General features: G+C 74.7%; 20 protein-coding genes and 3 tRNA genes. 10 read left to right on the forward strand and 13 right to left on the reverse strand.

Annotation, left to right across the window (positions count from 1 at the left end):
- Nucleotides 1-131: 131 nt before the first annotated feature.
- The gene (locus LG396_RS11405; protein ID WP_225794653.1) at nucleotides 132-2,030 is read left to right on the forward strand and encodes an HSP90 family protein; all 1,899 of its coding nucleotides are present in this window, start codon (nucleotides 132-134) and stop codon (nucleotides 2,028-2,030) included.
- Nucleotides 2,027-5,197: a tetratricopeptide repeat protein gene (locus LG396_RS11410; protein ID WP_225794654.1), complete on the forward strand. Its 3,171-nt coding sequence runs from the start codon at nucleotides 2,027-2,029 to the stop codon at nucleotides 5,195-5,197. The genes LG396_RS11405 and LG396_RS11410 overlap by 4 nt, the downstream gene beginning before the upstream one ends.
- 76 nt (nucleotides 5,198-5,273) lie before the next feature.
- On the opposite strand, the gene LG396_RS11415 is transcribed toward LG396_RS11410, so the two are convergent.
- A complete protein-coding gene (locus LG396_RS11415; protein ID WP_225794655.1) occupies nucleotides 5,274-7,001 on the reverse strand; it encodes a DAK2 domain-containing protein in 1,728 nt (575 codons plus the stop codon).
- Between the two features lie 222 nt (nucleotides 7,002-7,223).
- On the opposite strand from LG396_RS11415, the gene rpmB reads away from it, so the two are divergent.
- Complete coding sequence (rpmB, locus tag LG396_RS11420) at nucleotides 7,224-7,409, forward strand: 50S ribosomal protein L28 (protein WP_018839653.1); 186 nt, start codon at nucleotides 7,224-7,226, stop codon at nucleotides 7,407-7,409.
- Nucleotides 7,410-7,485: 76 nt separating this feature from the next.
- Here the strand turns inward: rpmB and thiD are convergent, their stop codons facing one another.
- Together thiD and LG396_RS11430 are read right to left on the reverse strand one after the other, a co-directional pair.
- The gene (thiD, locus tag LG396_RS11425) at nucleotides 7,486-8,352 is read right to left on the reverse strand and encodes a bifunctional hydroxymethylpyrimidine kinase/phosphomethylpyrimidine kinase (protein WP_225794656.1); all 867 of its coding nucleotides are present in this window, start codon (nucleotides 8,350-8,352) and stop codon (nucleotides 7,486-7,488) included.
- A complete protein-coding gene (locus LG396_RS11430) occupies nucleotides 8,345-9,319 on the reverse strand; it encodes a thiamine-phosphate kinase (protein ID WP_018839655.1) in 975 nt (324 codons plus the stop codon). The genes thiD and LG396_RS11430 overlap by 8 nt, the downstream gene beginning before the upstream one ends.
- A 137-nt stretch (nucleotides 9,320-9,456) precedes the next feature.
- On the opposite strand from LG396_RS11430, the gene LG396_RS11435 reads away from it, so the two are divergent.
- The 4 genes from LG396_RS11435 to LG396_RS11450 all read left to right on the forward strand — a co-directional run bounded on the left by LG396_RS11435 (nucleotide 9,457) and on the right by LG396_RS11450 (nucleotide 12,703).
- Nucleotides 9,457-9,690 (forward strand): Lrp/AsnC family transcriptional regulator, encoded by a 234-nt coding sequence (locus LG396_RS11435; RefSeq protein ID WP_018839656.1) that lies wholly within the window; start codon nucleotides 9,457-9,459, stop codon nucleotides 9,688-9,690.
- A 23-nt stretch (nucleotides 9,691-9,713) separates the two neighbouring features.
- On the forward strand, nucleotides 9,714-10,307 hold the full coding sequence (locus tag LG396_RS11440) for a DUF3515 domain-containing protein (RefSeq protein WP_308190090.1): 594 nt from the start codon (nucleotides 9,714-9,716) through the stop codon (nucleotides 10,305-10,307).
- Nucleotides 10,308-10,406: 99 nt separating this feature from the next.
- Nucleotides 10,407-11,225 (forward strand): IS5 family transposase, encoded by an 819-nt coding sequence (locus LG396_RS11445; RefSeq protein WP_225794657.1) that lies wholly within the window; start codon nucleotides 10,407-10,409, stop codon nucleotides 11,223-11,225.
- Nucleotides 11,226-11,371: 146 nt separating this feature from the next.
- Nucleotides 11,372-12,703: a lanthionine synthetase LanC family protein gene (locus LG396_RS11450; protein ID WP_225794658.1), complete on the forward strand. Its 1,332-nt coding sequence runs from the start codon at nucleotides 11,372-11,374 to the stop codon at nucleotides 12,701-12,703.
- Nucleotides 12,704-12,782: 79 nt separating this feature from the next.
- On the opposite strand, the gene LG396_RS11455 is transcribed toward LG396_RS11450, so the two are convergent.
- The 3 genes from LG396_RS11455 to LG396_RS11465 are packed head-to-tail and all read right to left on the reverse strand — an operon-like array spanning nucleotide 12,783 to nucleotide 15,756.
- The gene (locus tag LG396_RS11455) at nucleotides 12,783-13,952 is read right to left on the reverse strand and encodes a D-alanine--D-alanine ligase family protein (protein WP_225794659.1); all 1,170 of its coding nucleotides are present in this window, start codon (nucleotides 13,950-13,952) and stop codon (nucleotides 12,783-12,785) included.
- A 32-nt stretch (nucleotides 13,953-13,984) separates the two neighbouring features.
- Nucleotides 13,985-15,013, reverse strand: coding sequence for an NAD(P)H-dependent glycerol-3-phosphate dehydrogenase (locus LG396_RS11460; RefSeq protein ID WP_225794660.1), 1,029 nt, complete (start codon nucleotides 15,011-15,013; stop codon nucleotides 13,985-13,987).
- Nucleotides 15,010-15,756: a lysophospholipid acyltransferase family protein gene (locus LG396_RS11465; protein ID WP_225794661.1), complete on the reverse strand. Its 747-nt coding sequence runs from the start codon at nucleotides 15,754-15,756 to the stop codon at nucleotides 15,010-15,012. The genes LG396_RS11460 and LG396_RS11465 overlap by 4 nt, the downstream gene beginning before the upstream one ends.
- Nucleotides 15,757-15,912: 156 nt before the next feature.
- Between LG396_RS11465 and cofC the strand changes: the two genes are divergently transcribed.
- Nucleotides 15,913-16,692 carry a 2-phospho-L-lactate guanylyltransferase gene (cofC, locus tag LG396_RS11470; RefSeq protein ID WP_225794662.1) on the forward strand — a complete coding sequence of 260 codons (780 nt, stop codon included), beginning with the start codon at nucleotides 15,913-15,915 and terminating at the stop codon, nucleotides 16,690-16,692.
- 24 nt (nucleotides 16,693-16,716) lie between these two features.
- On the forward strand, nucleotides 16,717-16,920 hold the full coding sequence (locus LG396_RS11475; protein ID WP_018839662.1) for a hypothetical protein: 204 nt from the start codon (nucleotides 16,717-16,719) through the stop codon (nucleotides 16,918-16,920).
- Between the two features lie 216 nt (nucleotides 16,921-17,136).
- Here LG396_RS11475 and LG396_RS11480 read toward each other — a convergent pair whose 3' ends face one another.
- The 4 genes from LG396_RS11480 to leuC form a co-directional block, all read right to left on the reverse strand.
- Entirely contained in the window at nucleotides 17,137-17,796 is a 660-nt protein-coding gene (locus LG396_RS11480; protein ID WP_026276608.1) for an HU family DNA-binding protein, read from the reverse strand.
- 127 nt (nucleotides 17,797-17,923) lie between these two features.
- Nucleotides 17,924-18,136, reverse strand: coding sequence for an SCO5555 family protein (locus LG396_RS11485; protein ID WP_018839664.1), 213 nt, complete (start codon nucleotides 18,134-18,136; stop codon nucleotides 17,924-17,926).
- Between the two features lie 126 nt (nucleotides 18,137-18,262).
- A complete protein-coding gene (gene leuD, locus LG396_RS11490; RefSeq protein ID WP_037743316.1) occupies nucleotides 18,263-18,874 on the reverse strand; it encodes a 3-isopropylmalate dehydratase small subunit in 612 nt (203 codons plus the stop codon).
- Nucleotides 18,875-18,877: 3 nt separating this feature from the next.
- Entirely contained in the window at nucleotides 18,878-20,290 is a 1,413-nt protein-coding gene (leuC, locus tag LG396_RS11495) for a 3-isopropylmalate dehydratase large subunit (protein ID WP_225794663.1), read from the reverse strand.
- Between the two features lie 168 nt (nucleotides 20,291-20,458).
- Here leuC and ndgR point away from each other — a divergent pair, with 168 nt between their 5' ends.
- Nucleotides 20,459-21,175 (forward strand): IclR family transcriptional regulator NdgR, encoded by a 717-nt coding sequence (ndgR, locus tag LG396_RS11500; RefSeq protein ID WP_018839667.1) that lies wholly within the window; start codon nucleotides 20,459-20,461, stop codon nucleotides 21,173-21,175.
- A gap of 289 nt (nucleotides 21,176-21,464) precedes the next feature.
- Here ndgR and LG396_RS11505 read toward each other — a convergent pair.
- From LG396_RS11505 to LG396_RS11515, 3 genes are all read right to left on the reverse strand, one after another.
- A tRNA-Glu gene (locus LG396_RS11505) sits at nucleotides 21,465-21,540 on the reverse strand.
- Nucleotides 21,541-21,576: 36 nt separating this feature from the next.
- Nucleotides 21,577-21,649, reverse strand: a tRNA-Glu gene (locus LG396_RS11510).
- A 24-nt stretch (nucleotides 21,650-21,673) separates the two neighbouring features.
- Nucleotides 21,674-21,745, reverse strand: a tRNA-Gln gene (locus tag LG396_RS11515).
- Nucleotides 21,746-21,757: the final 12 nt, after the last annotated feature.

Consider the following 21,757-nt stretch of genomic DNA (forward strand, 5'->3'; position numbering starts at 1 on the left):
CGTGGAAACCCCTGGTAACGCGAGCCCGCCCGGTCCTACGATGGTCCGCCCCGAACTCCCCTTCGCGATCACCGACGACCGGGATCGCCCGACCCGCGCCGCCACGCCCACCCCCCGCCGGCGCTCTCGCGATGACTCCTGAGAACGCTGCGCACACCGCGTCCCACACCTTCCAGGTCGACCTGCGCGGCCTGGTCGACCTGCTCTCCCACCACCTGTACTCCAGTCCCCGGGTCTACCTGCGCGAGCTGCTGCAGAACGCCGTCGACGCGGTCACCGCCCGCCGCGCGGCCGACCCTGCCGCGCCGGACCGGATCCGGCTGTACGCGGCGCCGGAGGCGGAGCCCGCCGGCGGGCTCCGCGTCGAGGACAGCGGCGTGGGGCTCACCGAGGCGGAGGTGCACGAGCTGCTGGCCACCATCGGCCGCAGCTCCAAGCGCGCCGGCGGCCTGGAGTCCGCACGGGCGGAGTTCCTGGGCCAGTTCGGCATCGGCCTGCTGGCCTGCTTCCTGGTCGCCGAGCGGATCCGGGTGGTCAGCAGGTCGGCCCGTGAGCCGGCGGCGCCGCCGGTGGAGTGGACGGCCGCCGACGACGGTTCGTACACGGTGCGGACCCTCCCCCCGGCCGCCCGCCCGGAGCCCGGCACCACCGTGCACCTGACGCCGCGGCCCGGCTGCGCCGAGTGGTTCGAGCCCGCCCGCGTCGCCGCCCTCGCCCGCGAGTTCGGCTCCCTCCTGCCGTACGACGTGCGCGTCGGCGAGGCGCCGGTCACCGAGCTGCCGGCCGTCTGGGACCGCCCGTACCCGAGCCCGGCCGCCCGCCGGGTGGCGCTCGCGGGGCACTGCCGGGACGTCTTCGGCTTCACCCCCCTCGACGCCGTCGAGCTGGACGTCCCGCTCGCGGGCGTGCGCGGGGTCGCGTACGTCCTGCCGTCCGCCGTCAGCCCGGCCCAGCGCGCCGGGCACCGCGTGTATCTGAAGGGCATGCTGCTCACCACGCGCGCCGACGGGCTGCTGCCCGACTGGGCGTTTTTCGTCCGCTGCGTCGTGGACACCGACAGCCTGCGCCCGACGGCCTCGCGGGAGGCGCTGTACGAGGACGAGACGCTGCTCGCCGTACGGGAGGCGCTCGGCGGCGCCGTACGCGACTGGCTGACATCGCTGGCCACCGGCGACCCGGACCGGCTCGCGCAGTTCCTCTCCGTGCATCACCTGGGCGTGAAGTCGCTGGCCCGGCACGACGAGGAGATGCTGCGCACGATGCTGCCCTGGCTGCCGTTCGAGACTACCGACGGACAGGTGTCGCTGGCGGAGTTCGCGCAGCGCCACCCGGTGGTGCACTTCACGCGCAGCGTGGAGGAGTTCCGGCAGGTCGCGCCGATCGCCTCCGCGCAGGGCATCGGCGTCGTCAACGGCGGCTACACGTACGACGCGGAGCTGGTCGAGCTGCTGCCCCGGGTACGTCCCGGGACGGCGGTCGCCGAGCTGGACCCGGACACCGTCACCGCGCACCTGGACGGCGTCGACCCGGCCGAGGAGCTGGCCCTGTCCGGCTTCCTCGGCGTCGCCCGCGCCCGTCTCGACCCGCTCGCCTGCGACGTCGTGCTGCGCGCCTTCCACCCGCTGACCGTGCCCGCGCTCCACCTCGACGACCGCGCCGCCCGGCACGAACGGGCCCGTGCGGACGAGGAGGAGCAGGCCGACGAGCTGTGGGCGGGGATCCTCGGCAGCCTGCGCGGCGGCACCCCGCGCGCCCGGCTGGTCCTGAACCACCGCAGCCCGCTGGTGCGCCGGATCGGCGCGCTGGGCGCCCCCGAGCTGGTCGGCAGCGCGGTCGAGGCGCTGTACGGGCAGGCGCTGCTGATGGCGCAGCGCCCGCTGCGGCCGGCCGACTCGGCGCTGCTGAACCGGGCGTTCGCCGGCCTGCTGGAGTGGGCGGTGCACCCGCCGGGGGCGGCGGATCCCGCCGGCGGAGACCCCGGAGGCGACCCCGGAGGCGACCTCGGCGCCGGCGAGGGGGACGGCCGATGAGCACCGGTGCCACCTCCCCCGCGCCCGCCGGGCCCCCCGCCGACATCCACGCCTTCCGGCGGGCGATGCACGACAACGCGCGGGAGCCCGAGGGCCCCGGCCGCAACGCGGGCGCGGAGCGGCTGCTCGCCGAGGCGGAGCGGACGGGCGAGGCCGCGTTCGTCGTCGAGGGCCTGATCCACCTGCTGCAGACGTACAACTTCAGCTCCGAGCAGGACAAGATGTTCGTCCCCTTCGCGCGCCTGCTGCGCATGTGGGACGAGAGACCCGGGGACTTCGATGAGGAGGACACCCACCACCTGTTCTGGATGTTCAAGTGGGTCTCCTCCGGGATGACGGACCAGCCGCACATCCCGCTGGCCGCGATGGAGAAGTGGCTCGCCGAGATGGAGCGTCGCTACCGCCTCGCGGGCCACAGCGAACGCGCCGTGCGGCAGGCGGAGTACCACATCGCCGAGCACGTCGGCGACGACGCGCGCGCCGCCCGCGCGTACGCCGCCTGGCGCGCCGCGGAGCGCGACGCCAAGAGCGACTGCCACGCCTGCGAGCTGCGCGGCCAGGGCAGTTGGGAGGCGGGGCACGGCGACGACGACGCGGCGCTCGAACTGTGGGCGCCGGTCCTCGCCGGCGTGCACACCTGCGCGCACGAGCCGCACGCCACGCTCGCGGAGTCGCTGCTGCCGCTGCTGCGGCTGGGCCGCGCCGACGAGGCGCGGGCCAACCACCTGCGCGGGCACCGGATGGTGCGGCGGATGGAGAGCATGCGGTTCGCGTTCGCGCGGCACGTGGAGTTCTGCGCGCTGACGGGCAACGAGGCGCGGGGGCTCGAACTGCTGGCGGAGCGGCCGGCCTATCTGTCGGACAAGGGAGAGCCGTCCAGCCTCATGGCGTACCTGGCGGTCACCGCGCTGCTCACGCGGCGGCTGGCCGGGCTGGGCCTCGGCGGGGAGCCCGTGGTGGGCCCGCCGGGCGCCGCGGGCGCGGGCCGGGAGTGGACGGTCACGGAGCTGCGGGCCTACGCGGAGCGGGAGGCGCTGGCGCTCGCCGGCCGCTTCGACGCGCGCAACGGCACGGCGGCGGTGTCGGCGACCGTACGCGAGCGGATGACACGGGCGCCGCTGGCGGAGCGGCTGCCGCTGGGGCTGCGGGTGCGCCGGACGGGGCGGCGGGGCACGGTCCCCGCGACGGCCGCCCCGGCGCCTCGCGCCGCGGGGGTGCCCGCCGCGGCGGCACCGGCCGGGCGGACCGGGGTGGCGGAGTTGCTGCAGGCGGCGAGGGAGCGGACCGGGGCCCGTCACCCCGACGCGGTACGGGCCTGGGCGGACGTGGCGCGCGCGGCGGCGGAGACGGGCGCCGAGCTGTCCGCGGGTGACCGCGCGGAGGTCGCCGCCCACCGCGCGATACACCCGGACACGGCGGACGGCGAGGCCCCGGGCCTCTTCCGGACGGCGGCCGAGCTGTTCGAGGCCGCGGGCGACCCGGGCCGGGCGGTGGTGGCGCGCGCCCGCGCGGCGTTCGCCGTCGCACGCGAAGGCCGTACGGACGACGCCCTGGCGGCGGTCGCGGAGCCCTGCGCGCGGGCGCTGGAGCTGCACGCCGCGGGCCGCGCCACGGCGGCCGAGGCGGCGACGGCGCTGATCTGCCGGGCCCGTATCCACACCCTGGGCGGCGACGGCGGGACGGCGGACGCCGACGGCACGGCGGACGCCGGCGGGACCGGCGCTCCCGCGCGGGCCGACGCGGACGCTCCCCGTACCGCCGCCGAGGCGGTGGCCGCGGTGCTGGCCTTCGCCGCGCCGTACGCGGACGACCCGCGCGTCGCCGGCCGGATCGCCGAGGCGCACGAGCTCCGGGCCGAACTCGCCGCCCGCCGGGGCGAGATGGAGCGCGCCGCCGCGCTCTACGAGCAGGCCGTCGGCGGGTACGCCGCCGCCGGCGTGCCCTGGTACGCGGTGCGGGCCCTGTCCGCGCTCGCCGGCACCGCCTCCCGGCTCGGCGACGGCGAGACCGCGGAGCGCGCCGCGCGCGGTGCGCTGGAGCACAGCGCCGCGCACGGCCGGCCGGCCGGGCAGGCGGGCATGCACCTGCAACTAGCCGACATCCTCTGCAACACCGGCCGCGACGCCGAAGGCGCCGAGCACCTGCTCGAAGCCGCCCTGTGGGCCGACGAGGCCGGCGACTCCGACGGCATGGGCGCCTGGGCCCGCCACCACCTGGGAGGCGCCCTGCTCCGCCTCGGCCGCACGGCGGAGGCGGCGGCGGTGCTGGAGGACGCGATCGCCGACCTCGACGCGGAGGTGCACGGCGAGGGATCCGTGGTGCAGACGCGCTGGTGGCTGGGCGACGCCATGGGCCGGCTCGGGGAGCACAAGCAGGCTGCCGAGCAGTACGTGCTGGCCGCGGAGACCGCCGCGGGCTGGGACCGTGAAGGCGCCCGCGACCATGCGATGCTGGCGACGCTCGCCGCGCAGTCGCTGAACGCCGCCGAGCTGGACGCCCAGTCCGACCAGGCGTACGAGCGCGCGGGCGCGCTGTGGCGGGAGCTGGGCGACGTCCCGGCGCTGATCCGCACGCTGCGGTCGCGGGCCTGGCTGGCGCTCCGGCCGGGCCGGGCGGGAGCGGCGGCGGGCAGGGCCCTGATGGCGCAGGCGGAACGGGAGCTGACGACCGCCCTGGAGGCGGTGCCCGGGCCCGGCGACCCGCGCGAAGGGAGCGCCAACGGCGGCCCGACGGCGGACGACGCCCCCTCGGGCGCCGGGGCCGACGGCGCCGCCCCGGCGCGCGGTGGGCCCCGGGACCTCCTGCTCGCCGAACTCGCCGCCACGAACCGGCAGACGGGCGACCTCATCACGGCCGCCTCCGGCAGCACGCCGCACGACCCGGACGAGGCGGCCGCCGCGGGCGCCCGCGCCGCGTACGAAGAGGGCCTGGCCCACGTCGTACGCGCCGTGGCCGGCTTCGCGGAGCTGGGCCCCGACTGCCGCGACGAGTACACCGGTGCCCAACTGCTCGCCGCCTGGCTGGAGGCCGACCTCGGCCGCCCCGAGGCGGCGGCGGGGCGGGCCCGCGAGGTGCTCGCGGCGTACGGGGGCGGCGACGCCGGGAGCGAAACCGCCCGGTCCCGCCGCAACGAGGCCCGGGCCCTGCTGGAGTACGCGGAACGCTGACGCCCCCGGGCGGCGCACCGCGGGCCCCGGACGGCGCCGGACGCCCCGCCCGGGGTGTACTCGGCGCAGCCGCCCGCTACTCCACGCCGATCAGCAGCGGCGCCGACTGGCTCCCGCCCTCGTACACCACCGTGTCCACCGCCAGGTGCCCGCCGCGTACGTGCGCCTCCAGCCGGGCGCCGAAGCCCGGCGGCAGGTCCGGTCCCAGCACCAGCGTGACCAACTCCCCGCCGCCCGCCAGCATCCGGTCCAGCACCGCCTCCGCGGTCTCCGCGAGGTCGGTGCCGACCACCGCCACGTCGCCCTCCACCACCCCGAGCACGTCGCCCGGGCGGCAGATCCCCGCCGTCGTCCACGCCTCCTGCTCCGCGACCGCCAACTCCGCGTGCCGGGTGGCGCCGGCCGCGGCCGTCATGGAGACCACGTCCTCGTCGAACCGCCGCCCCGGGTCGTGCACCGCCAGCGCGGCCAGTCCCTGGACCGCCGCGCGCGTCGGGATGAGGGCCGCGCGTACGCCGGAGGCGCGCGCCTCCGCGACCGCCACGGCCGCGGTGTGGCGCAACTCGGCGTCGTTCGGCAGCAGCACGACCTCCGGCGCACCCGTCCGCCGCATCGCCTCCGCCAACTCCCCGCTCGCGGGCGGCTCGCCCTCCCGTACGGTCACCACCCCCGCGCCCGCCTCGGCGCACAGCGCGGCGAGCCCGTCCCCCGGCACCACGGCGACGACCGCCCGGCCCTCGTGCCCGCCGCCGCCGGAGGCGTCGTGCGCGGGGGTGTCGGAGAGGGCTCCGGCGGGGAGGTGGGTGATCTGGATGCGGTACGGGCGCCCCGCCTCGACGCCCGCCTCGACGGCGGCGCCGGCGTCGTCGACGTGCACGTGCACCCGCCACAGCCCGTCGCCGCCGACGACGACGAGGGAGTCGCCGAGCCCGTCGAGCCGCGGCCGGAGCCGGGTGACGGCGGCGTCGTCGGCCTCCAGCAGATAGATCACCTCGTACGCGGGCCCGTCCGCGCCCGGCACCGCGCACGCGGCGCCGTCGTGGCGGGCGGCCGTCCTGCGGCCCCCCGTGCCGCGGCCCGCCGGTCCTTCCGGCCCCAGCTCCGTGGGGCGGGCGGCGCCGCTCAGCGCGTCGGCGAGCGTGCCCAGCACCGCCACCAGGCCCAGTCCCCCGGCGTCCACGACGCCCGCCCGGCGCAGCACGTCCAACTGCGCGGTCGTCGCGGCCAGCGCCTCGCGGGCGCCGTCGTACGCGCCGCGCGCCACCTGCGCCACCCGCGTCGCGCCGCCCGCGGCCGAGCGCTCCGCCGCCGCGGCGGCGGCGTCGGCGACCGTCAGCATCGTGCCCTCGACCGGGTGTTCCACCGCGGCGCGCGCCGCGTCCGCGCCCCGCCGCAGCGCGGCGGCCAGCAGCTCCCCGTCCCCGGCACCGGAGTCGGAGTCGGAGTCGGCACCGGCAGCGGAGTCGGCGCCCGCCACCGCGCCCGTCAGCCCGCGCAGCAGCTCCGCCAGGATCGTCCCCGAGTTGCCCCGCGCCCCGATCAGGGCGCCGTGCGCCATCGCCCGCAGCACGTCCGCCACCGCCGGCTCCACGCCGCCGGCGCCCGCACCGTCCGCAGCGAACGCCCCGTACACCGCGTCCACCGCCTGCGCCGCCGACTCGACCGTCAGGTACAGGTTCGTCCCGGTGTCGCCGTCGGCGACCGGGAAGACGTTGACGGCGTCGATCTCCTCCCTGCCGCGGCCCAGCGCCTCCAGGGCCAGGACGCACCAGGCCCGCACGGAAGCGGCGTCGAGCACCTGCACAACCCCCTCGGAACGGACGACGGCACGGCCGGGTACGGTGTAGCCGCAGCGTAGCCGCTGGACCGGCGATTTCCTCCGCCGGGAAGCGCCGTAGTATGCTGCACAGGTTGCCCGGTCCCGTACCGGGCCTTCCTTCCCCGGCACGGCCGACCTGCTCCTTTCCAGGAGAAGGGCGTGCTGCCGGGATCCGACCGTACGTGCATCAGAAGCTTGGAGTGACCCGTGGCTGCCAACTGCGACGTCTGTGGCAAGGGGCCGGGCTTCGGCAACAACATCTCCCACTCGCACCGCCGCACCCGCCGCCGCTGGAACCCCAACATCCAGCGGGTGCGCGCCGTGGTCGGGGGGACGCCGAAGCGCCTCAACGCCTGCACCTCGTGCATCAAGGCGGGCAAGGTCTCGCGCTGACGTAGCGCAGCCGCCCACGCACGGCGAGCCGGTCCACCGCAGGGTGGGCCGGCTCTCTCGCGTCCGCGGGGCGCCCTCAGGGCGTACGGGCGGTGCCGCCCCCGGCCGTACGCCACCGCCACCCGTGATCCACCGGGCCCGTCCCCGCCCCCAGCGGGAACCCCCCGGCGATCGCCCCCGTCACGTACTCCTTCGCCGCCGCCACCGCCTCCGGCACCCCCCGCCCGCGCGCCAGCTGCGCGGCGACGGCGCTCGCCAGCGTGCAGCCCGTGCCGTGGGTGTGGGCGACGGCCTGCCGGGGCGCGCGCAGCCAGTGCTCCTCGGTGCCGTCCGTCAGCAGGTCCACGGCGCCCTCGTCCGCGGGCAGATGGCCGCCCTTGACCAGCACCCACCGCGGTCCGTACGCCAGCAGCGCCGCCGCCGCCCGCGGCATGTCCGCCTCGCCGGCCACCCGGACCCCCGTCAGCCATGCCGTCTCGGCCAGGTTCGGGGTGACGACGGTCGCCGCCGGCAGCAGCCGGGTGCGGACCACGTCCAGCGCCTCGGCGGCCAGCAGCCGGTCGCCGTGGGTGGAGACACCGACGGGGTCGACCACGACCGGCGCGGGCGTGCCCGCCAGCAGCTCCGCGACCACCGCCACCGTCTCGGCGCCGGCGAGCATGCCGGTCTTCACCGCCTGGACCCCGATGTCGTCGACGACGCTGCGGAACTGGGCGCGCACCGCCGCCACCGGCAGCGTCCAACTGTCCTGTACGCCCAGGGAGTTCTGCGCGGTCACGGCGGTCACGACGCTCATGCCGTGCACGCCGAGCGCGAGCATCGTCTTCAGGTCGGCCTGGATGCCCGCGCCGCCGCCCGAGTCGGAGCCGGCGACGGTCAGCACCCGCGGCGGCGCACCCCCGCCCGGGCCGGCGGCCCCGCCGGCGCCCGCCGACTCAGCCACCGAAGTGGTCCCAGCCGGCCGATCCCCGCCACGGCTCGCCGTCCACCGTCACCTGCGCCGCCGCCGACGGCGCCTGCACCTCGCCGACGACCCGCCACCGCGCCGGCAGCTTCACCTGCGGCGGGAACGTCGCCACGATCGCGTGGTCCTCGCCGCCCGTCAGCACCCACTGCAGCGGGTCCACGCCGACCGCCTTGCCGATGTCCGCCATCTGTCCGGGCACGTCGAGCGCCGCGGTGCGGATGTCGATACGGACCTTCCCGGCCGCCGCGACGTGCCCGAGGTCGGCCAGCAGCCCGTCGCTGACGTCCGTCATCGACGTGGCGCCGAGCCCCGCGGCCGCCGGGCCCGCCTGGTACGGCGGCTCCGGGCGGCGGTGCGCCTCGACGAAGGCGCGGGGCGAGCGGAAGCCGCGGGCCAGCACGGCGTGCCCGGCGGCGGACCAGCCGAGCCAGCCCGTCACCGCCACCACGTCGCCGGGGCGGGCGCCGGCGCGGGTGACGGGCTCGTGGCCCTGCATGTCGCCGAGCGCGGTGATGGCCAGGGTGATGGCGTCGCCCCGTACGACGTCGCCGCCGACGACGGCGGCGCCGGCGACCTGGCACTCGTCGCGCAGCCCGTCCATCAGCTCCGCGGGCCAGGTGACGAGCAGGTCGGCGGGGACGACGAGGCCGAGGAGCAGGGCCGTCGGCACGGCGCCCATGGCGGCGATGTCGGCGAGGTTCTGGGCGGCGGACTTGCGGCCCACGTCGTATGCCGTGGACCAGTCGCGGCGGAAGTGCCGGCCCTCGATCAGCACGTCCGTGCTGGCCACGACCCGGCGGTCGGGGGCGCTGATGACCGCCGCGTCGTCCCCGGGGCCGACGCGTACGGCCGGGGTCGTGGTCAGCCGGGAGGTGAGCTCCCGGATGAGCCCGAACTCGCCCAGCTCCCCCACGGTGCCCTGCCCCTGCCCGTGGCCCCTCATCGGATCGCTCCTTCCGTCAACCCGACGCCCGCGGTCTCGCCCGTCATGGCCGGTCCCGACCCTCCCGCGCCGGCCGGACTACGCGATACGGTTGCGTCTCTCCCCCCATGATCCTCGAAGCCGCCCCTGGAGGTTCCGTGGTACAGGCTTACATCCTGATCCAGACCGAGGTCGGCAAGGCGTCCGCCGTCGCCGAAGTCATCGCCAAGATCCCCGGAGTGATCCAGGCCGAGGACGTCACCGGCCCGTACGACGTGATCGTGCGCGCCCAGGCGGACACCGTCGACGAACTCGGCCGGCTCGTGGTCGCCAGAGTGCAGCAGGTGTCGGGCATCACCCGGACCCTGACCTGTCCGGTCGTCCATCTCTAGGCCCCCCGTATGCTCGGCCGGTGATGACGCTGAGCACACCGCCCCGGTGGGGCCGCACCGCCTCGCGCTCCGGCGCCGCGCACCGCCGTGCCCGGAGCGACCGCCCCGTCCTGCACTTCCGCCCCACCCGGCCATTCCGCTCCGCTCTCCGCCTGCCCGCCGCACTGCTGCTGCTCGCCGCCCCGCTCGCCTGTTCCGGGGGCGGCGGCGGCGCGCCGCAGGTGGCCGTGCCGACCCCGCAGGGGAAGGCCGTGGACCACTGCCGCGAGCTCGCCGACCGGCTGCCCGGCACCGTCGACGGCCAGGAGCGCCGCGAGACCGATCCGGTCTCGGAGCTGACCGCCGGGTGGGGTGACCCGGCCGTCGAGCTGCGCTGCGGCGTGCCCAGGCCGGAGGTGCTCACGCCCGGGAGTGAACACTACAACCCCGCCGCGGACTCGGTGAGCGTGAACGGCGTCGACTGGCTGTACGAGGACCTGGACGACGGGGCCCGCTTCACCACCACGCTGCGGGAGGCGTTCGTGGAGGTCACGGTGCCCGGGGCGTACGCGCCCGAGGTGAACCCGCTGACGGACCTCGCCGAAGCGGTCGACAAGGCCGTCCCCGGCACGCTCTGACGCCCGGCGCCCCTTGCGCCCGGCGGCCGGGGCCGCGGGCGCAAGCGGCCGCAGGCCGTGTATCGAAAGTGGATCTTGGGCTGTGAATGATCACAGTTCATGGGTCGGGGTGATCTCACGGACGAGCAGTGGGCGGTGTTGGAGCCGTTGCTACCGAAGGGTATGAGGGCGGGGCGGCCGCCCGTCTGGTCCCGGCGGCAGTTGATCGACGGCATACGCTTCCGAGTTCGGACCGGGGTTCCGTGGCGGGACGTCCCCGTCGAGTGCGGACCGTGGGGCCGGGTCTACGACCTCTTCCGCAGGTGGCAGCGGAACGGAACCTGGCAGCAGATCCTTACCCGGCTCCAGTCCCTGGCCGACGCGAGGGGTGCGATCACGTGGGACCTGAGCGTCGACTCCACGGTCTGCCGCGCCCACCAGCACGCGGCTGGAACCCGAAGGCAGGGTGGCCTGCAGAAGGAACCACCGGGCGGTGTCTTCGCCGAGCCCGGAGACCACGGACTGGGACGCTCACGCGGCGGGTTCACCACCAAGCTGCACCTCGCCGTCGAACAGGGCCAAAAGCCCATGTCGATCGTGATCACGGCCGGGCAACGCGGGGACTCGCCGCAGTTCGAACCCGTACTGGAGAAAGTCCGCGTGCCCGGCATAGGGCCGGGTCGGCCACGTGTCCGTCCCCGTCGGGTCCGCGCCGACAAGGCGTACGCCTCCCGCAGAAACCGCGCTTACCTGCGGCGCCGCAGAATCCGCTGCACCATCCCACCACGTTTCGACCCGGCCGACTACCGCAAGCGCCACGCGGTCGAGTGCGGGATCAACCGCCTCAAGAGGCACCGCGCCGTCGCCACGCGCTACGACAAGCCGGCGGTCCGCTACGAGGCGACCGTCCTGATCGCTGCTATCAACGAGTGGCTGTGATCGGCACCCGTCGCGCGACGGCCTCGAAGCAGGGCTGCGTGACCTGAAGGCGGCCGCGGAAGCCGGTACCCAGGACCGCCGGAACCGACAGACCGGCGACACCCCGCCGAACGGGCCGCTCAACTGGGGGGTTGTAGCGTGCCCGGATGAGGAGCGACGTCTATCGGGACGTGGGCGAGGCCGCCTGGTCGTGGGTGCTGGACCACGTGCGCGAGGCCGAGGGCCCATGGCTCGTGCAGGCGGTGGTGGAGGGCGGTCCGGAAACCGTGTCGCCGCCACAGGACCGCGATTCGCTGTACGCGGGGATCGCCGGCTTGGCCCCGGTGCTGGCCGAGATCGCGCAGTACCGGGAGCTGAGCGCGCGGGAAGCGGCACTGGCGACCGGCATCGTGACCAGGCTGTCGGCACAGGCCGGGCAGCGAACGGAACCCTCGCTGTACGAGGGCCTCGCCGGCGACGCGACGGCGCTCAGACTGCTCGCCCCGGGCGAGGAAGCGGTGGCACTGCGGCGGCTGGCCGCCCTGGCGACCGGCGACGGATGGAAGACCACCCTCGATTTCGAACCGGGCTCCGACGCGCCCCTCACCGACGTCATCATGGGGACCGCGGGCGTCGTGATGACGGCGGTCTGGGCGAAGAGCGAGTTCGCAGAGGCGATCGCGACGACGGGAGGCGAGGCGCTGCTGCGGGCGGCGGACCTTACGGAAGCGGGCCTCGACTGGGGCATGACGCCGGGGAGGCCGTCGAGGGCACCGAACTACTCGCACGGAACCGCCGGCATCGCGGCCGCACTGGCCGTCGCGGGCACCGCCCTGGACCGTCAGGACTTCATCGAGGCCGCGGTGGAAGGCGCCCGGCACGTCCTCTCGGTGGGGTCCTTGGAGGACGCCGGTTTCGTCGTCCCGCACACGATCCCGCCGTCGAAACGGGAGGTGGAACCGGTGACGTACACGTGGTGCCACGGCCCGGCGGGCACCTCGCACCTGTTCACCGCACTGGCGCACGCAGGGGTCGCCGAGGTGGCGGGCCATGACGTCGACGAACTGCGGCACCGCTGTATGGCCTCGATCCTCACCTCGGGCCTGCCGCAACGCCTCCGTCCCGGCTTCTGGGACAACGACGGCCGCTGCTGCGGAACGGCAGGCGTCGGAGACGTCCTGCTGGACGCCGCCCAGGACTGCCGGGCGCCGCAGCGGAGGCAGACCCTGCTGCGGGCCGCGCACCGGATGGGCGATGCGCTGGTCGACCGGGTCATCAGGGATGATGCGGGCGCCCGTTGGCGCTTTCTGGAACACCGCGAGGACCCGCCGCTGCTGCCGCCCCAGACGACGTGGATGCAGGGCGCGGCAGGCATCGCGGCCTACCTTCTGCGCCTCGCCCGGTACGGCGAGAGCGGCCCCGACGCCCCGGTCGTGGACCGCCCGGACCAGTGGTGGGCCGTGCCGGCGCACCTGCGGAGTACTCGCACGGACTCATGAGGAACGTCCAGACGAGAGGGCTATGTGGCTCAGTGACATGCCGACACCCGATGTACAGGATTCACTTCCGATACACGGCCTAGCGCAGCCCTGTCGAGCGGCGCAGCGCCGCCTGGATGAGCCGGTCGACCAGCTCGGGGTAGCTCACGCCGCTCTCCTGCCACATCCGCGGGTACATCGAGATGGGCGTGAAGCCGGGCATCGTGTTGATCTCGTTGATCACGAACCCGCCGTCGTCGGTGCGGAAGAAGTCCGCCCGCACCAGCCCCTCGCAGGAGCACGCCTCGAACGCGGCGACCGCCAGGCGCTGCACCTCGGCGGTCTCCTCCGCGCTCAGCGGCGCCGGCACGATGCCGTCGGCGGAGTCGATGTACTTCGCCTCGAAGTCGTAGAAGTCGTGGCTGGTGGTCGGCGGGATCTCGGCGGGCACGCTGGCCCGCGGCCCGTCCTCGAACTCCAGCACGCCGCACTCGATCTCGCGGCCGCTGACCGCCGCCTCCACGATGATCTTCGGGTCGTGGCGGCGCGCCTCGGCGATCGCGTCCTCCAGCGCGCCGAGTTCGGCGACCTTCGTGATGCCGATCGACGAACCGGCCCGCGCGGGCTTCACGAACACCGGCCAGCCGTGGTCGGCGGCGAAGTCCACGATCTTCCTGCGGGCCGCCGCGCCCTCCTGCCCGGGGGCGCCCTCGCCCCACTCGCGCGGCCGGATCACGGTGTACGGGCCGACCGGCAGCCCGTACGAGACGAAGACCCGCTTCATGTACTCCTTGTCCATGCCGACCGCGGACGCCAGCACCCCCGAGCCCACGTACGGCACGCCGGACAGGTCGAGCATGCCCTGCAGCGTGCCGTCCTCGCCGTACGGGCCGTGCAGCATCGGGAAGACGACGTCGACCTCGCCGAGCGCCTTGGGCACCTGGCCCGGCTCGGCGTAGACGACCTCGCGGCTGCCCGGGTCGGCGGAGAGCACGACGGCGCCGTCCTCCGCCTCCTCGTCGACGAGTTCCTCCACGCGCGGCACCTGGCGGTCGGCGATGGCCATCCGCTCGGGGTCGTCCGCGGTGAGCGCCCAGCGGCCGTCGGAGGTGATGCCGATGGGCAGCACCTCGTACTTGTTCCGGTCGATGGCGCCCATCACGGCGCCCGCGGTGACCACGGAGATGCCGTGCTCGGAGCTGCGCCCGCCGAAAACGACGGCGACGCGCGGCTTGCGGCCCTGGCTTTCGTAGGAGTGCTCGCTGCTCATCGCTCGCACACTACCCGCTGCGTCCGGCGACGTCAGTGTCCCTCCGCCTTGGCGCTGCGCGACATCAGCTCCTTCAGCGCCACGAGCGGCGGCTTCCCGTCGTGCACGATGCTCACCACGGTCTCGGTGATCGGCATGTCGACCGCGTGTCTGCGGGCCAGATCGAGCACCGACTCGCAGGACTTGACGCCCTCGGCGGTCTGCTTGGTGGCGGCGATGGTCTCGGCCAGGGTCATGCCGCGGCCGAGGTTGGTGCCGAACGTGTGGTTGCGGGACAGCGGCGAGGAGCAGGTGGCGACCAGGTCGCCCATGCCGGCCAGGCCCGCGAAGGTGCGCGGGTCGGCGCCCAGCACGCTGCCGAGGCGGGCGGTCTCGGCCAGGCCGCGGGTGATGAGCGACGCCTTGGCGTTGTCGCCGAGGCCCATGCCGTCGGCGATGCCGACGGCCAGCCCGATGACGTTCTTGACGGCGCCGCCGAGTTCGCAGCCGACGACGTCGGTGTTGGTGTACGGGCGGAAGTACGGGGTGTGGCAGGCGGTCTGCAGCCGCCGGGCCACCTCCTCGTCGGCGCAGGCGACCACGGCGGCGGCGGGCTGCCTGGCGGCGATCTCGCGGGCGAGGTTGGGGCCGGTGAGCACGGCGACGCGGCCCCCGGTGCCGTCCGGGCCGGCGGCCGTGCCCTCCTTGGCGGCGACCTCCTCGATGACCTCGCTCATGCGCTTGGCGGTGCCCAGCTCGACGCCCTTCATCAGGCTGACGAGGACGGTGCCGGGGGCGAGGAGCGGCGCCCAGCGCTCCAGGTTGCCGCGGAGGGTCTGCGACGGCACGGCGAGCACGGTGAACTCGGCGTCCCGGGCGGCCTCGGCGGCATCGGCGGTCGCGGTGACCGCGTCGGGCAGGCGTACGCCCGGGAGGTAGTCGGGGTTCTCGCGGGTGGCGTTGAGGGTGTCGACGAGCGCGGCTCTGCGGCCCCACATCGTCACCCGGCAGCCGGCGTCGGCCAGCACCATCGAGAAGGCCGTGCCCCACGAGCCGGTGCCGAAGACGGCGCAGCGCGTCACGAGTTCTCCTTACGGTCCGCGGAGCGGCGGCGCTGCTGGGCGCGCACGGTCTTCGGGTCGAAGCGCTCGGCGGGCGCCTGCTCGCCGCGCAGCTCCTCGAGCAGGCGGGTGACGGCGTCCATGATGACGTCGGTGGCCTCCGCGAGCACCTGCGGGGTGGGCTCCTTGCCGTAGAACTCCGACAGGTCCACCGGCGGGCCGGCGAGCAGGTGGAAGGTCTTGCGCGGGAAGGGCCGGGGCTTGCCGTACGGCGGCAGCACCTCGTTGGCGCCCCAGTGGGCGACGGGGATGACGGGGGCCCGGGTGACGAGCGCGACCCGGGCGGCGCCGGTCTTGCCCTTCATCGGCCACAGCGCGGGGTCGCGGGTGAGCGTCCCCTCCGGGTAGAACGCGACGCACTCGCCGTCCTCGACGGCTTTGACCGCGGCCCGGAATGCCTTGGAGGCGTCGGTCGACTCGCGGTAGACGGGAATCTGCCCGGTGCCGCGCATCACGGTGCCGACGACGCCCTTCTTGAAGAGTCCGTCCTTCGCCAGGAACCGCGGCACGCGGCCGGTGTTGTACTGGAAGTGGGCATAGAAGAACGGGTCGAGATACGAGTTGTGGTTGACGGCGGTGATGAATCCGCCGTCGGCCGGTATGTGCTCCGCGCCACGCCAGTCCCGCTTGACGAGCAGCCGCAGCGGGGGCTTGCAGATGGCCGCGACCAGCCGGTACCAGAAGCCGATCCTCCGCCGTGGCACGGTCCTTTTCACCTTCCCGGATTTTCCTCGGTGCGCGTTTCGTGGCCGAAACAGTCTGGCCCCGGGTCTCACGTCTGTCGAGAACACCGTACGCCCATGTGACCGGCCCGCCCCGCCCCGCGGAGCACGGGCAGGCGACAATGGGGCGTAACGACGATGACGAAACGCACGGCACCTGCGCAGACGGAACTCCCCGGCCGACCGGGCCGGCGGCTCTGGCATGTCGTCGTGCCGCTGAAGCCGCTGGCGCTGGCGAAGTCCCGGCTGGGTCCGGCCGCGGGCGAGCCGGGACGGGGCCGGCTGGCGCTGGCGTTCGCGCTCGACACGGTGGCCGCGGCGCTCGCCTGCCCGCCGGTGGGCTCGGTCACGGTCGTCACGGACGACGCCGAGGCGGCGGGGCAACTGGGGGCGGCGGGGGCGCGGGTCGTACCGGACGCCCCGCGGGCGGGCCTGAACGCCGCGCTGGCGCACGGGGAGCAGCGCGTACGGGCCGTGGAGCCCGGCGCCGCCGTCGCGGCGCTCAACGCGGACCTGCCGGCGCTGCGGCCCGCGGAGCTGGCCCGGGTGCTCGCGGCGGCGGGCGGCGGGCGGGCGTTCCTGGCCGACGCCCCCGGGACGGGCACGACGCTGCTCGCGGCGGACGCGGGGGTGGCGCTCGCGCCGGGGTTCGGGGTCGCGTCGCGGGCGCGGCACCTGGCGTCGGGGGCGCGGGAGATCGGGCTGGGCGGTGTGGACTCCGTGCGGCAGGACGTCGATACGGGCGCGGACCTGCGGGCGGCGCTGGCGCTGGGGGTGGGGCGGCACACGGCGGCGGAACTGGACCGCCTGGCGGCGTACGGGCGCCAGGCCGGCGACCGGGACGGCGGGGCGGCCCGGTGCCCGTTCCAGGGGCGCGCCCCGGGGTCGCGGGCGGCGTCCGACGGCGTGTGCGGCTGAGCGGCGGCCGGTAACCTGCGGCGCATGCAGGCCACAGCGTTCACGTACGACCCGCAGACCGGCAGCGGCAGCGTGCTCCTCGACGACGGCACGCCGCTGCCCTTCGACGGCGCCGCGTTCGCGGCGGGGGGGCTGCGGCTGCTCAGGCCGGGGCAGCGGGTGCGGATCGAGACCGAGGGTGCGGGCGAGGCGCGCAGGATCGTCCTGGTGACGCTGCAGACCCTCTGAGGCCGCGGACCGGGCCGTACGACGGGCTGGGCAGCGCGCCGCGGAACGGGCTGGGCACCGGGCCGCGGAACGCCCCGGGGGCCCGGCTGCGGACCGGGGCGGGGGCCGGGGCCCGGGCTCCGGCCCGTACGCGGGCGTGCGGCCGGGCCCGGACATGCCGCGGGCCGGTCTCCCCGAGGGGAGCCGGCCCCGCTTGCGGACCCTGCGCCGGGTCCGTCATCGCTTCCTGGCAGTGGTCTTCTTGGCCGTGGTCCGCCGGCCGGCGGCCTTGCGGGCGGGCGCCTTCTTGGCGGTCGCCTTCTTCGCCGGGGCCTTCTTGGCCGACTTCTTGGCGGCCGTCTTCTTGGCGGACGCCTTCTTCGCCGAGGACTTCTTGGCCGTCGTCTTCTTGGCCGAGGCCTTCTTCGCCGTCGTCCTCTTCGCCGGGGCCTTCTTGGCTGCGGTCTTCTTCGCGGTCGTCTTCTTCGCCGTGGCCTTCTTGGCGGCGGCGGTGGCCTTCTTGGTGGCCTTCTTGGCGGCGGCCTTGGCGGTGGTCTTGGTGCCGCCGGACAGGCTGCCCTTCGGGGCCTTCTTCACGGCCGTGTCGTTCTTCGGCAGCCGCTTGGAGCCGGAGACGAGGTCCTTGAAGCCCTGCCCCGCGCGGAACCGCGGCACGGAGGTCTTCTTGACCCGGACGCGCTCGCCGGTCTGGGGGTTGCGGGCGTAGCGCGCCGGGCGCTCCACCTTCTCGAAAGAGCCGAAGCCCGTGACCGATACACGCTCGCCGGAGACGACCGCACGAATGATCGCGTCGAGGACGGCGTCCACGGCGTCGGAGGCCTGCTGGCGGCCACCCATCTTGTCGGTAATAGCTTCAACGAGCTGGGCCTTGTTCACGTCTTCCCCTTCTGAGGCATTGATTGCCGGAACGAAATGTTCAAGCTTTTTCGCACGTTAGGCAGATATATACCGCAAATCAAAGGCAAAACGTCTCTCATCACCCTTGTGTCGCAACGGACTCCCGCTACGAGCGCGCGTCCAGCTCCCGCCGCAGCCGCTCCAGCCGCCTTGCGGCTCCGGCGAGATCGTGCTTCGCGGCACCCGTGATGGCGAGCAGGCGCCTTGTCAGCTCTGCCCGTTCGGCGTCCGTCGCCGCCACCTCGCGCACCTGGCGGTGGGCCTCCTTCAGCCCGGCGGCGACGGCCTCGTAGAGCGCGAGTTGGCCGTCGGGTTCCATGCGCCGATTGTGTCATCTGCGGTGAGTTGTCGCCCGGCGGCAGGCCAACGCACCGGCGCACAAAGCCCCGCGCCCGCCACCTGTCGGCGGCGGGCGCGGGGCCTCGGCTGGGGCGGAAACCGCCGGTCAGCCCTGTACGGTCTGCGGTTTGAACGCCGGCCGGGCCGCCTCGAAAGCGGCGATGTCGGCTTCGTACCGAAGGGTGATGCTGATGTCGTCGAGGCCGTTCAGCAGCCGCCAGCGGGCGTTCTCGTCCAGCTCGAACGAGGCGGTGAACGCGGGCGCGCCGGACGCGGCGCCGGCGCGCACCTCCAGGGCCTGGAGGTCGACGGTCACCTCGGTCTGCGGGTCGGCCTCGACCAGCTCCCAGAGCCGCTCGACGTCCGCCTGCGGCAGCACGACGGTCAGCAGGCCGTTCTTGAGCGAGTTGCCGCGGAAGATGTCGGCGAAGCGGGACGAGACGACCGCCTTGAAGCCGTAGTTCTGCAGCGCCCACACGGCGTGTTCGCGGGACGAGCCGGTGCCGAAGTCCGGGCCGGCCAGCAGGACGCTCGCACCCCGGTACGCCGCGCTGTTCAGCACGAACTCGGGGTCCTTGCGCCACGCCTCGAAGAGGCCGTCCTCGAAGCCGTCCCTGGTGACCTTCTTCAGCCAGTGGGCCGGGATGATCTGGTCGGTGTCGACGTTGCTGCGGCGCAGCGGCACGCCGCGCCCGGTGTGGGTGGTGAAGGCTTCCATGGATCAGACCTCCGCGGTGATCAGGTCGGCCGGGGAGGACAGCCGGCCGGTCACGGCGGTGGCCGCGGCGACCTGCGGGGAGACCAGGTGCGTACGGCCGCCCTTGCCCTGCCTGCCCTCGAAGTTGCGGTTGGAGGTGGACGCCGAGCGCTCGCCGGGGGCGAGCTGGTCGGGGTTCATACCCAGGCACATCGAGCAACCGGCGTGCCGCCATTCGGCCCCGGCGGCCGTGAACACCTTGTCGAGCCCTTCCTCGACGGCCTGCAGCGCGACCCGTACGGAGCCGGGAACGACCAGCATCCGTACGCCGTCGGCGACCTGCCGGCCGCTGACCACCTCGGCGGCGGAGCGCAGGTCCTCGATCCGGCCGTTGGTGCAGGAGCCGACGAACACGGTGTCGACCACGATCTCGCGCAGCGGCTGCCCGGCGGTCAGGCCCATGTACTCCAGCGCCTTCTCCGCCGCCAGCCGCTCGCTGGCGTCGCCGAACGACGCCGGGTCGGGCACCTGCGCCGACAGCGGCGCGCCCTGCCCGGGGTTGGTGCCCCAGGTGACGAACGGGGCCAGCTCGGCGGCCTCGATGACGACCTCCCGGTCGAAGACCGCGTCGTCGTCGGTGCGCAGCGTGCGCCAGTACTCGACGGCCGCGTCCCAGCCGGAGCCCTCCGGGGCGTGCGCGCGGCCCTTCAGGTACGCGAACGTCGTCTCGTCGGGCGCGACCATCCCGGCGCGCGCGCCGGCCTCGATGGACATGTTGCAGATCGTCATCCGCGCCTCCATCGAGAGCTTCTCGACGGCCTCGCCGCGGTACTCGATCACGTAGCCCTGCCCGCCGCCGGTGCCGATGCGGGCGATGATCGCGAGGATCAGGTCCTTGGCGGTGACGCCGTCGGGCAGCTCGCCGTTGACGGTCACGGCCATGGTCCTGAACGGGGCCATCGGCAGGGTCTGCGTGGCCAGCACGTGCTCGACCTGGCTGGTGCCGATGCCGAACGCCAGCGCGCCGAACGCGCCGTGCGTGGAGGTGTGGCTGTCGCCGCAGACCACGGTGGTACCCGGCTGGGTCAGCCCCAGCTGCGGGCCGACGACGTGCACGACGCCCTGCTCGACGTCGCCGAGCGGGTGCAGCCGGACGCCGAAGTCCGCGCAGTTCTTGCGCAGGGTCTCCAGTTGCGTACGCGAGACCGGGTCGGCGATGGGCTTGTCGATGTCGAGGGTCGGGGTGTTGTGGTCCTCGGTGGCGATGGTGAGGTCGGTCCTGCGCACCGGCCGGCCCGCCTTGCGCAGGCCGTCGAACGCCTGCGGGCTGGTCACCTCGTGCAGCAGGTGCAGATCGATGAAGAGAAGGTCGGGCTCGCCCTCCGCGCGCCGGACGACATGGTCGTCCCAGACCTTCTCCGCGAGTGTCCTTCCCATCGCATTCCCATCGTCGTCGATTGCGAACTGCGTGTGCGCATGTCCGTGCCGGCAGCCGCCGGCACCGGCCGCTCCCCTCGCTCCGGACGGGGACCGTTCCGTCCAGGGTGACGCGTTCACCGGAAATATGAACTTGCGTTTCACAGTGTGAGACGCGAATATCGTTGCATGGACAACTCTAGCGGCGTCGGCGTACTCGACAAGGCGGCTGTGGTACTGAGCGCGCTGGAGTCCGGTCCGGCCACCCTCGCCGGGCTGGTCTCCGCGACCGGTCTCGCCCGCCCCACGGCCCACCGGCTCGCGGTGGCGCTGGAACACCACCGCATGGTGGCCAGGGACATGCAGGGCAGGTTCATCCTCGGCCCCCGGCTCGCCGAGCTGGCGGCGGCGGCCGGCGAGGACCGGCTGCTCGCCGCGGCCGGCCCGGTGCTCACGCACCTGCGGGACGTCACCGGCGAGAGCGCCCAGCTCTACCGCCGCCAGGGCGACATGCGGATCTGCGTCGCGGCGGCCGAGCGGCTCTCGGGCCTGCGCGACACCGTCCCGGTGGGCTCCACCCTGCCGATGAAGGCGGGATCGGCGGCGCAGGTGCTGCTCGCCTGGGAGGAGCCCGAGCGGCTGCACCGGGGGCTCCAGGGCGCCCGGTTCACGGCCACGGCCCTGTCGGGCGTACGGCGCCGGGCGTGGGCCCAGTCCGTCGGGGAGCGGGAGCCGGGCGTCGCGTCCGTCTCCGCGCCCGTACGCGGCCCGTCGAACCGCGTGGTGGCCGCCGTCTCGGTCTCCGGGCCGATCGAGCGCCTGACCCGGCACCCGGGGCGGATGCACGCCCAGGCGGTCGTGGACGCCGCGGCCCGGCTGTCGGACGCCCTGCGCAGGACGGGCTGAGCCACAGTGCGGACTCCGCGCAGCGGCCGCGGTACGCCACGGCCGACCGTCCGGTCACGGACGGTGCGCGCGCACGCCGTTCGTGTACACCGCGCACGGCCGGGCCGGGCCGGGGCGATCGCGTCGTCGGCGAGCACCCGCTGGAAGAGCGCAACCGCCGCCGGGGGCGTCTGCGGCAGCAGCGCGGGCCCGCGGTCGCGCGAGACCCAGCCCCTGACCAGGCCGCGCCGGCGGGAACGCAAAAAAAACCCGCCCCCGCTGAAGCGGGAACGGGCCGAGTTCTCTGCGGTGGTACCCCCGACCGGATTCGAACCGGCGCTACCGCCTTGAGAGGGCGGCGTGCTAGGCCGCTACACAACGGGGGCCTTGGACGATCCTCCCCTCGCGATGGAGAGGACCTGTACCCCCGACCGGATTCGAACCGGCGCTACTGCCTTGAGAGGGCAGCGTGCTAGGCCGCTACACAACGGGGGCGGGCACATCTGCAACTGCGTTGCGCTGGGGTACCAGGACTCGAACCTAGACTAACTGAACCAGAATCAGTCGTGCTGCCAATTACACCATACCCCACCAAAACACAAC

The sequence above is a fragment of the Streptomyces aculeolatus genome, assembly GCF_020400605.1.
GTDB lineage: Bacteria > Actinomycetota > Actinomycetes > Streptomycetales > Streptomycetaceae > Streptomyces > Streptomyces aculeolatus.

What these genes read in the sequence shown, in the direction of transcription:
- LG396_RS11405 (WP_225794653.1), top strand. Translation starts at nt 132, where the DNA reads ATGACTCCTGAGAACGCTGCGCACACCGCGTCCCACACCTTCCAGGTC.
- LG396_RS11410 (WP_225794654.1), top strand. Translation starts at nt 2,027, where the DNA reads ATGAGCACCGGTGCCACCTCCCCCGCGCCCGCCGGGCCCCCCGCCGAC.
- LG396_RS11430 (WP_018839655.1), bottom strand. Translation starts at nt 9,319, where the DNA reads ATGAGGGGCCACGGGCAGGGGCAGGGCACCGTGGGGGAGCTGGGCGAG.
- LG396_RS11440 (WP_308190090.1), top strand. Translation starts at nt 9,714, where the DNA reads ATGACGCTGAGCACACCGCCCCGGTGGGGCCGCACCGCCTCGCGCTCC.
- LG396_RS11445 (WP_225794657.1), top strand. Translation starts at nt 10,407, where the DNA reads ATGGGTCGGGGTGATCTCACGGACGAGCAGTGGGCGGTGTTGGAGCCG.
- LG396_RS11450 (WP_225794658.1), top strand. Translation starts at nt 11,372, where the DNA reads ATGAGGAGCGACGTCTATCGGGACGTGGGCGAGGCCGCCTGGTCGTGG.
- LG396_RS11455 (WP_225794659.1), bottom strand. Translation starts at nt 13,952, where the DNA reads ATGAGCAGCGAGCACTCCTACGAAAGCCAGGGCCGCAAGCCGCGCGTC.
- cofC (WP_225794662.1), top strand. Translation starts at nt 15,913, where the DNA reads ATGACGAAACGCACGGCACCTGCGCAGACGGAACTCCCCGGCCGACCG.
- LG396_RS11475 (WP_018839662.1), top strand. Translation starts at nt 16,717, where the DNA reads ATGCAGGCCACAGCGTTCACGTACGACCCGCAGACCGGCAGCGGCAGC.
- LG396_RS11485 (WP_018839664.1), bottom strand. Translation starts at nt 18,136, where the DNA reads ATGGAACCCGACGGCCAACTCGCGCTCTACGAGGCCGTCGCCGCCGGG.
- leuD (WP_037743316.1), bottom strand. Translation starts at nt 18,874, where the DNA reads ATGGAAGCCTTCACCACCCACACCGGGCGCGGCGTGCCGCTGCGCCGC.
- leuC (WP_225794663.1), bottom strand. Translation starts at nt 20,290, where the DNA reads ATGGGAAGGACACTCGCGGAGAAGGTCTGGGACGACCATGTCGTCCGG.
- ndgR (WP_018839667.1), top strand. Translation starts at nt 20,459, where the DNA reads ATGGACAACTCTAGCGGCGTCGGCGTACTCGACAAGGCGGCTGTGGTA.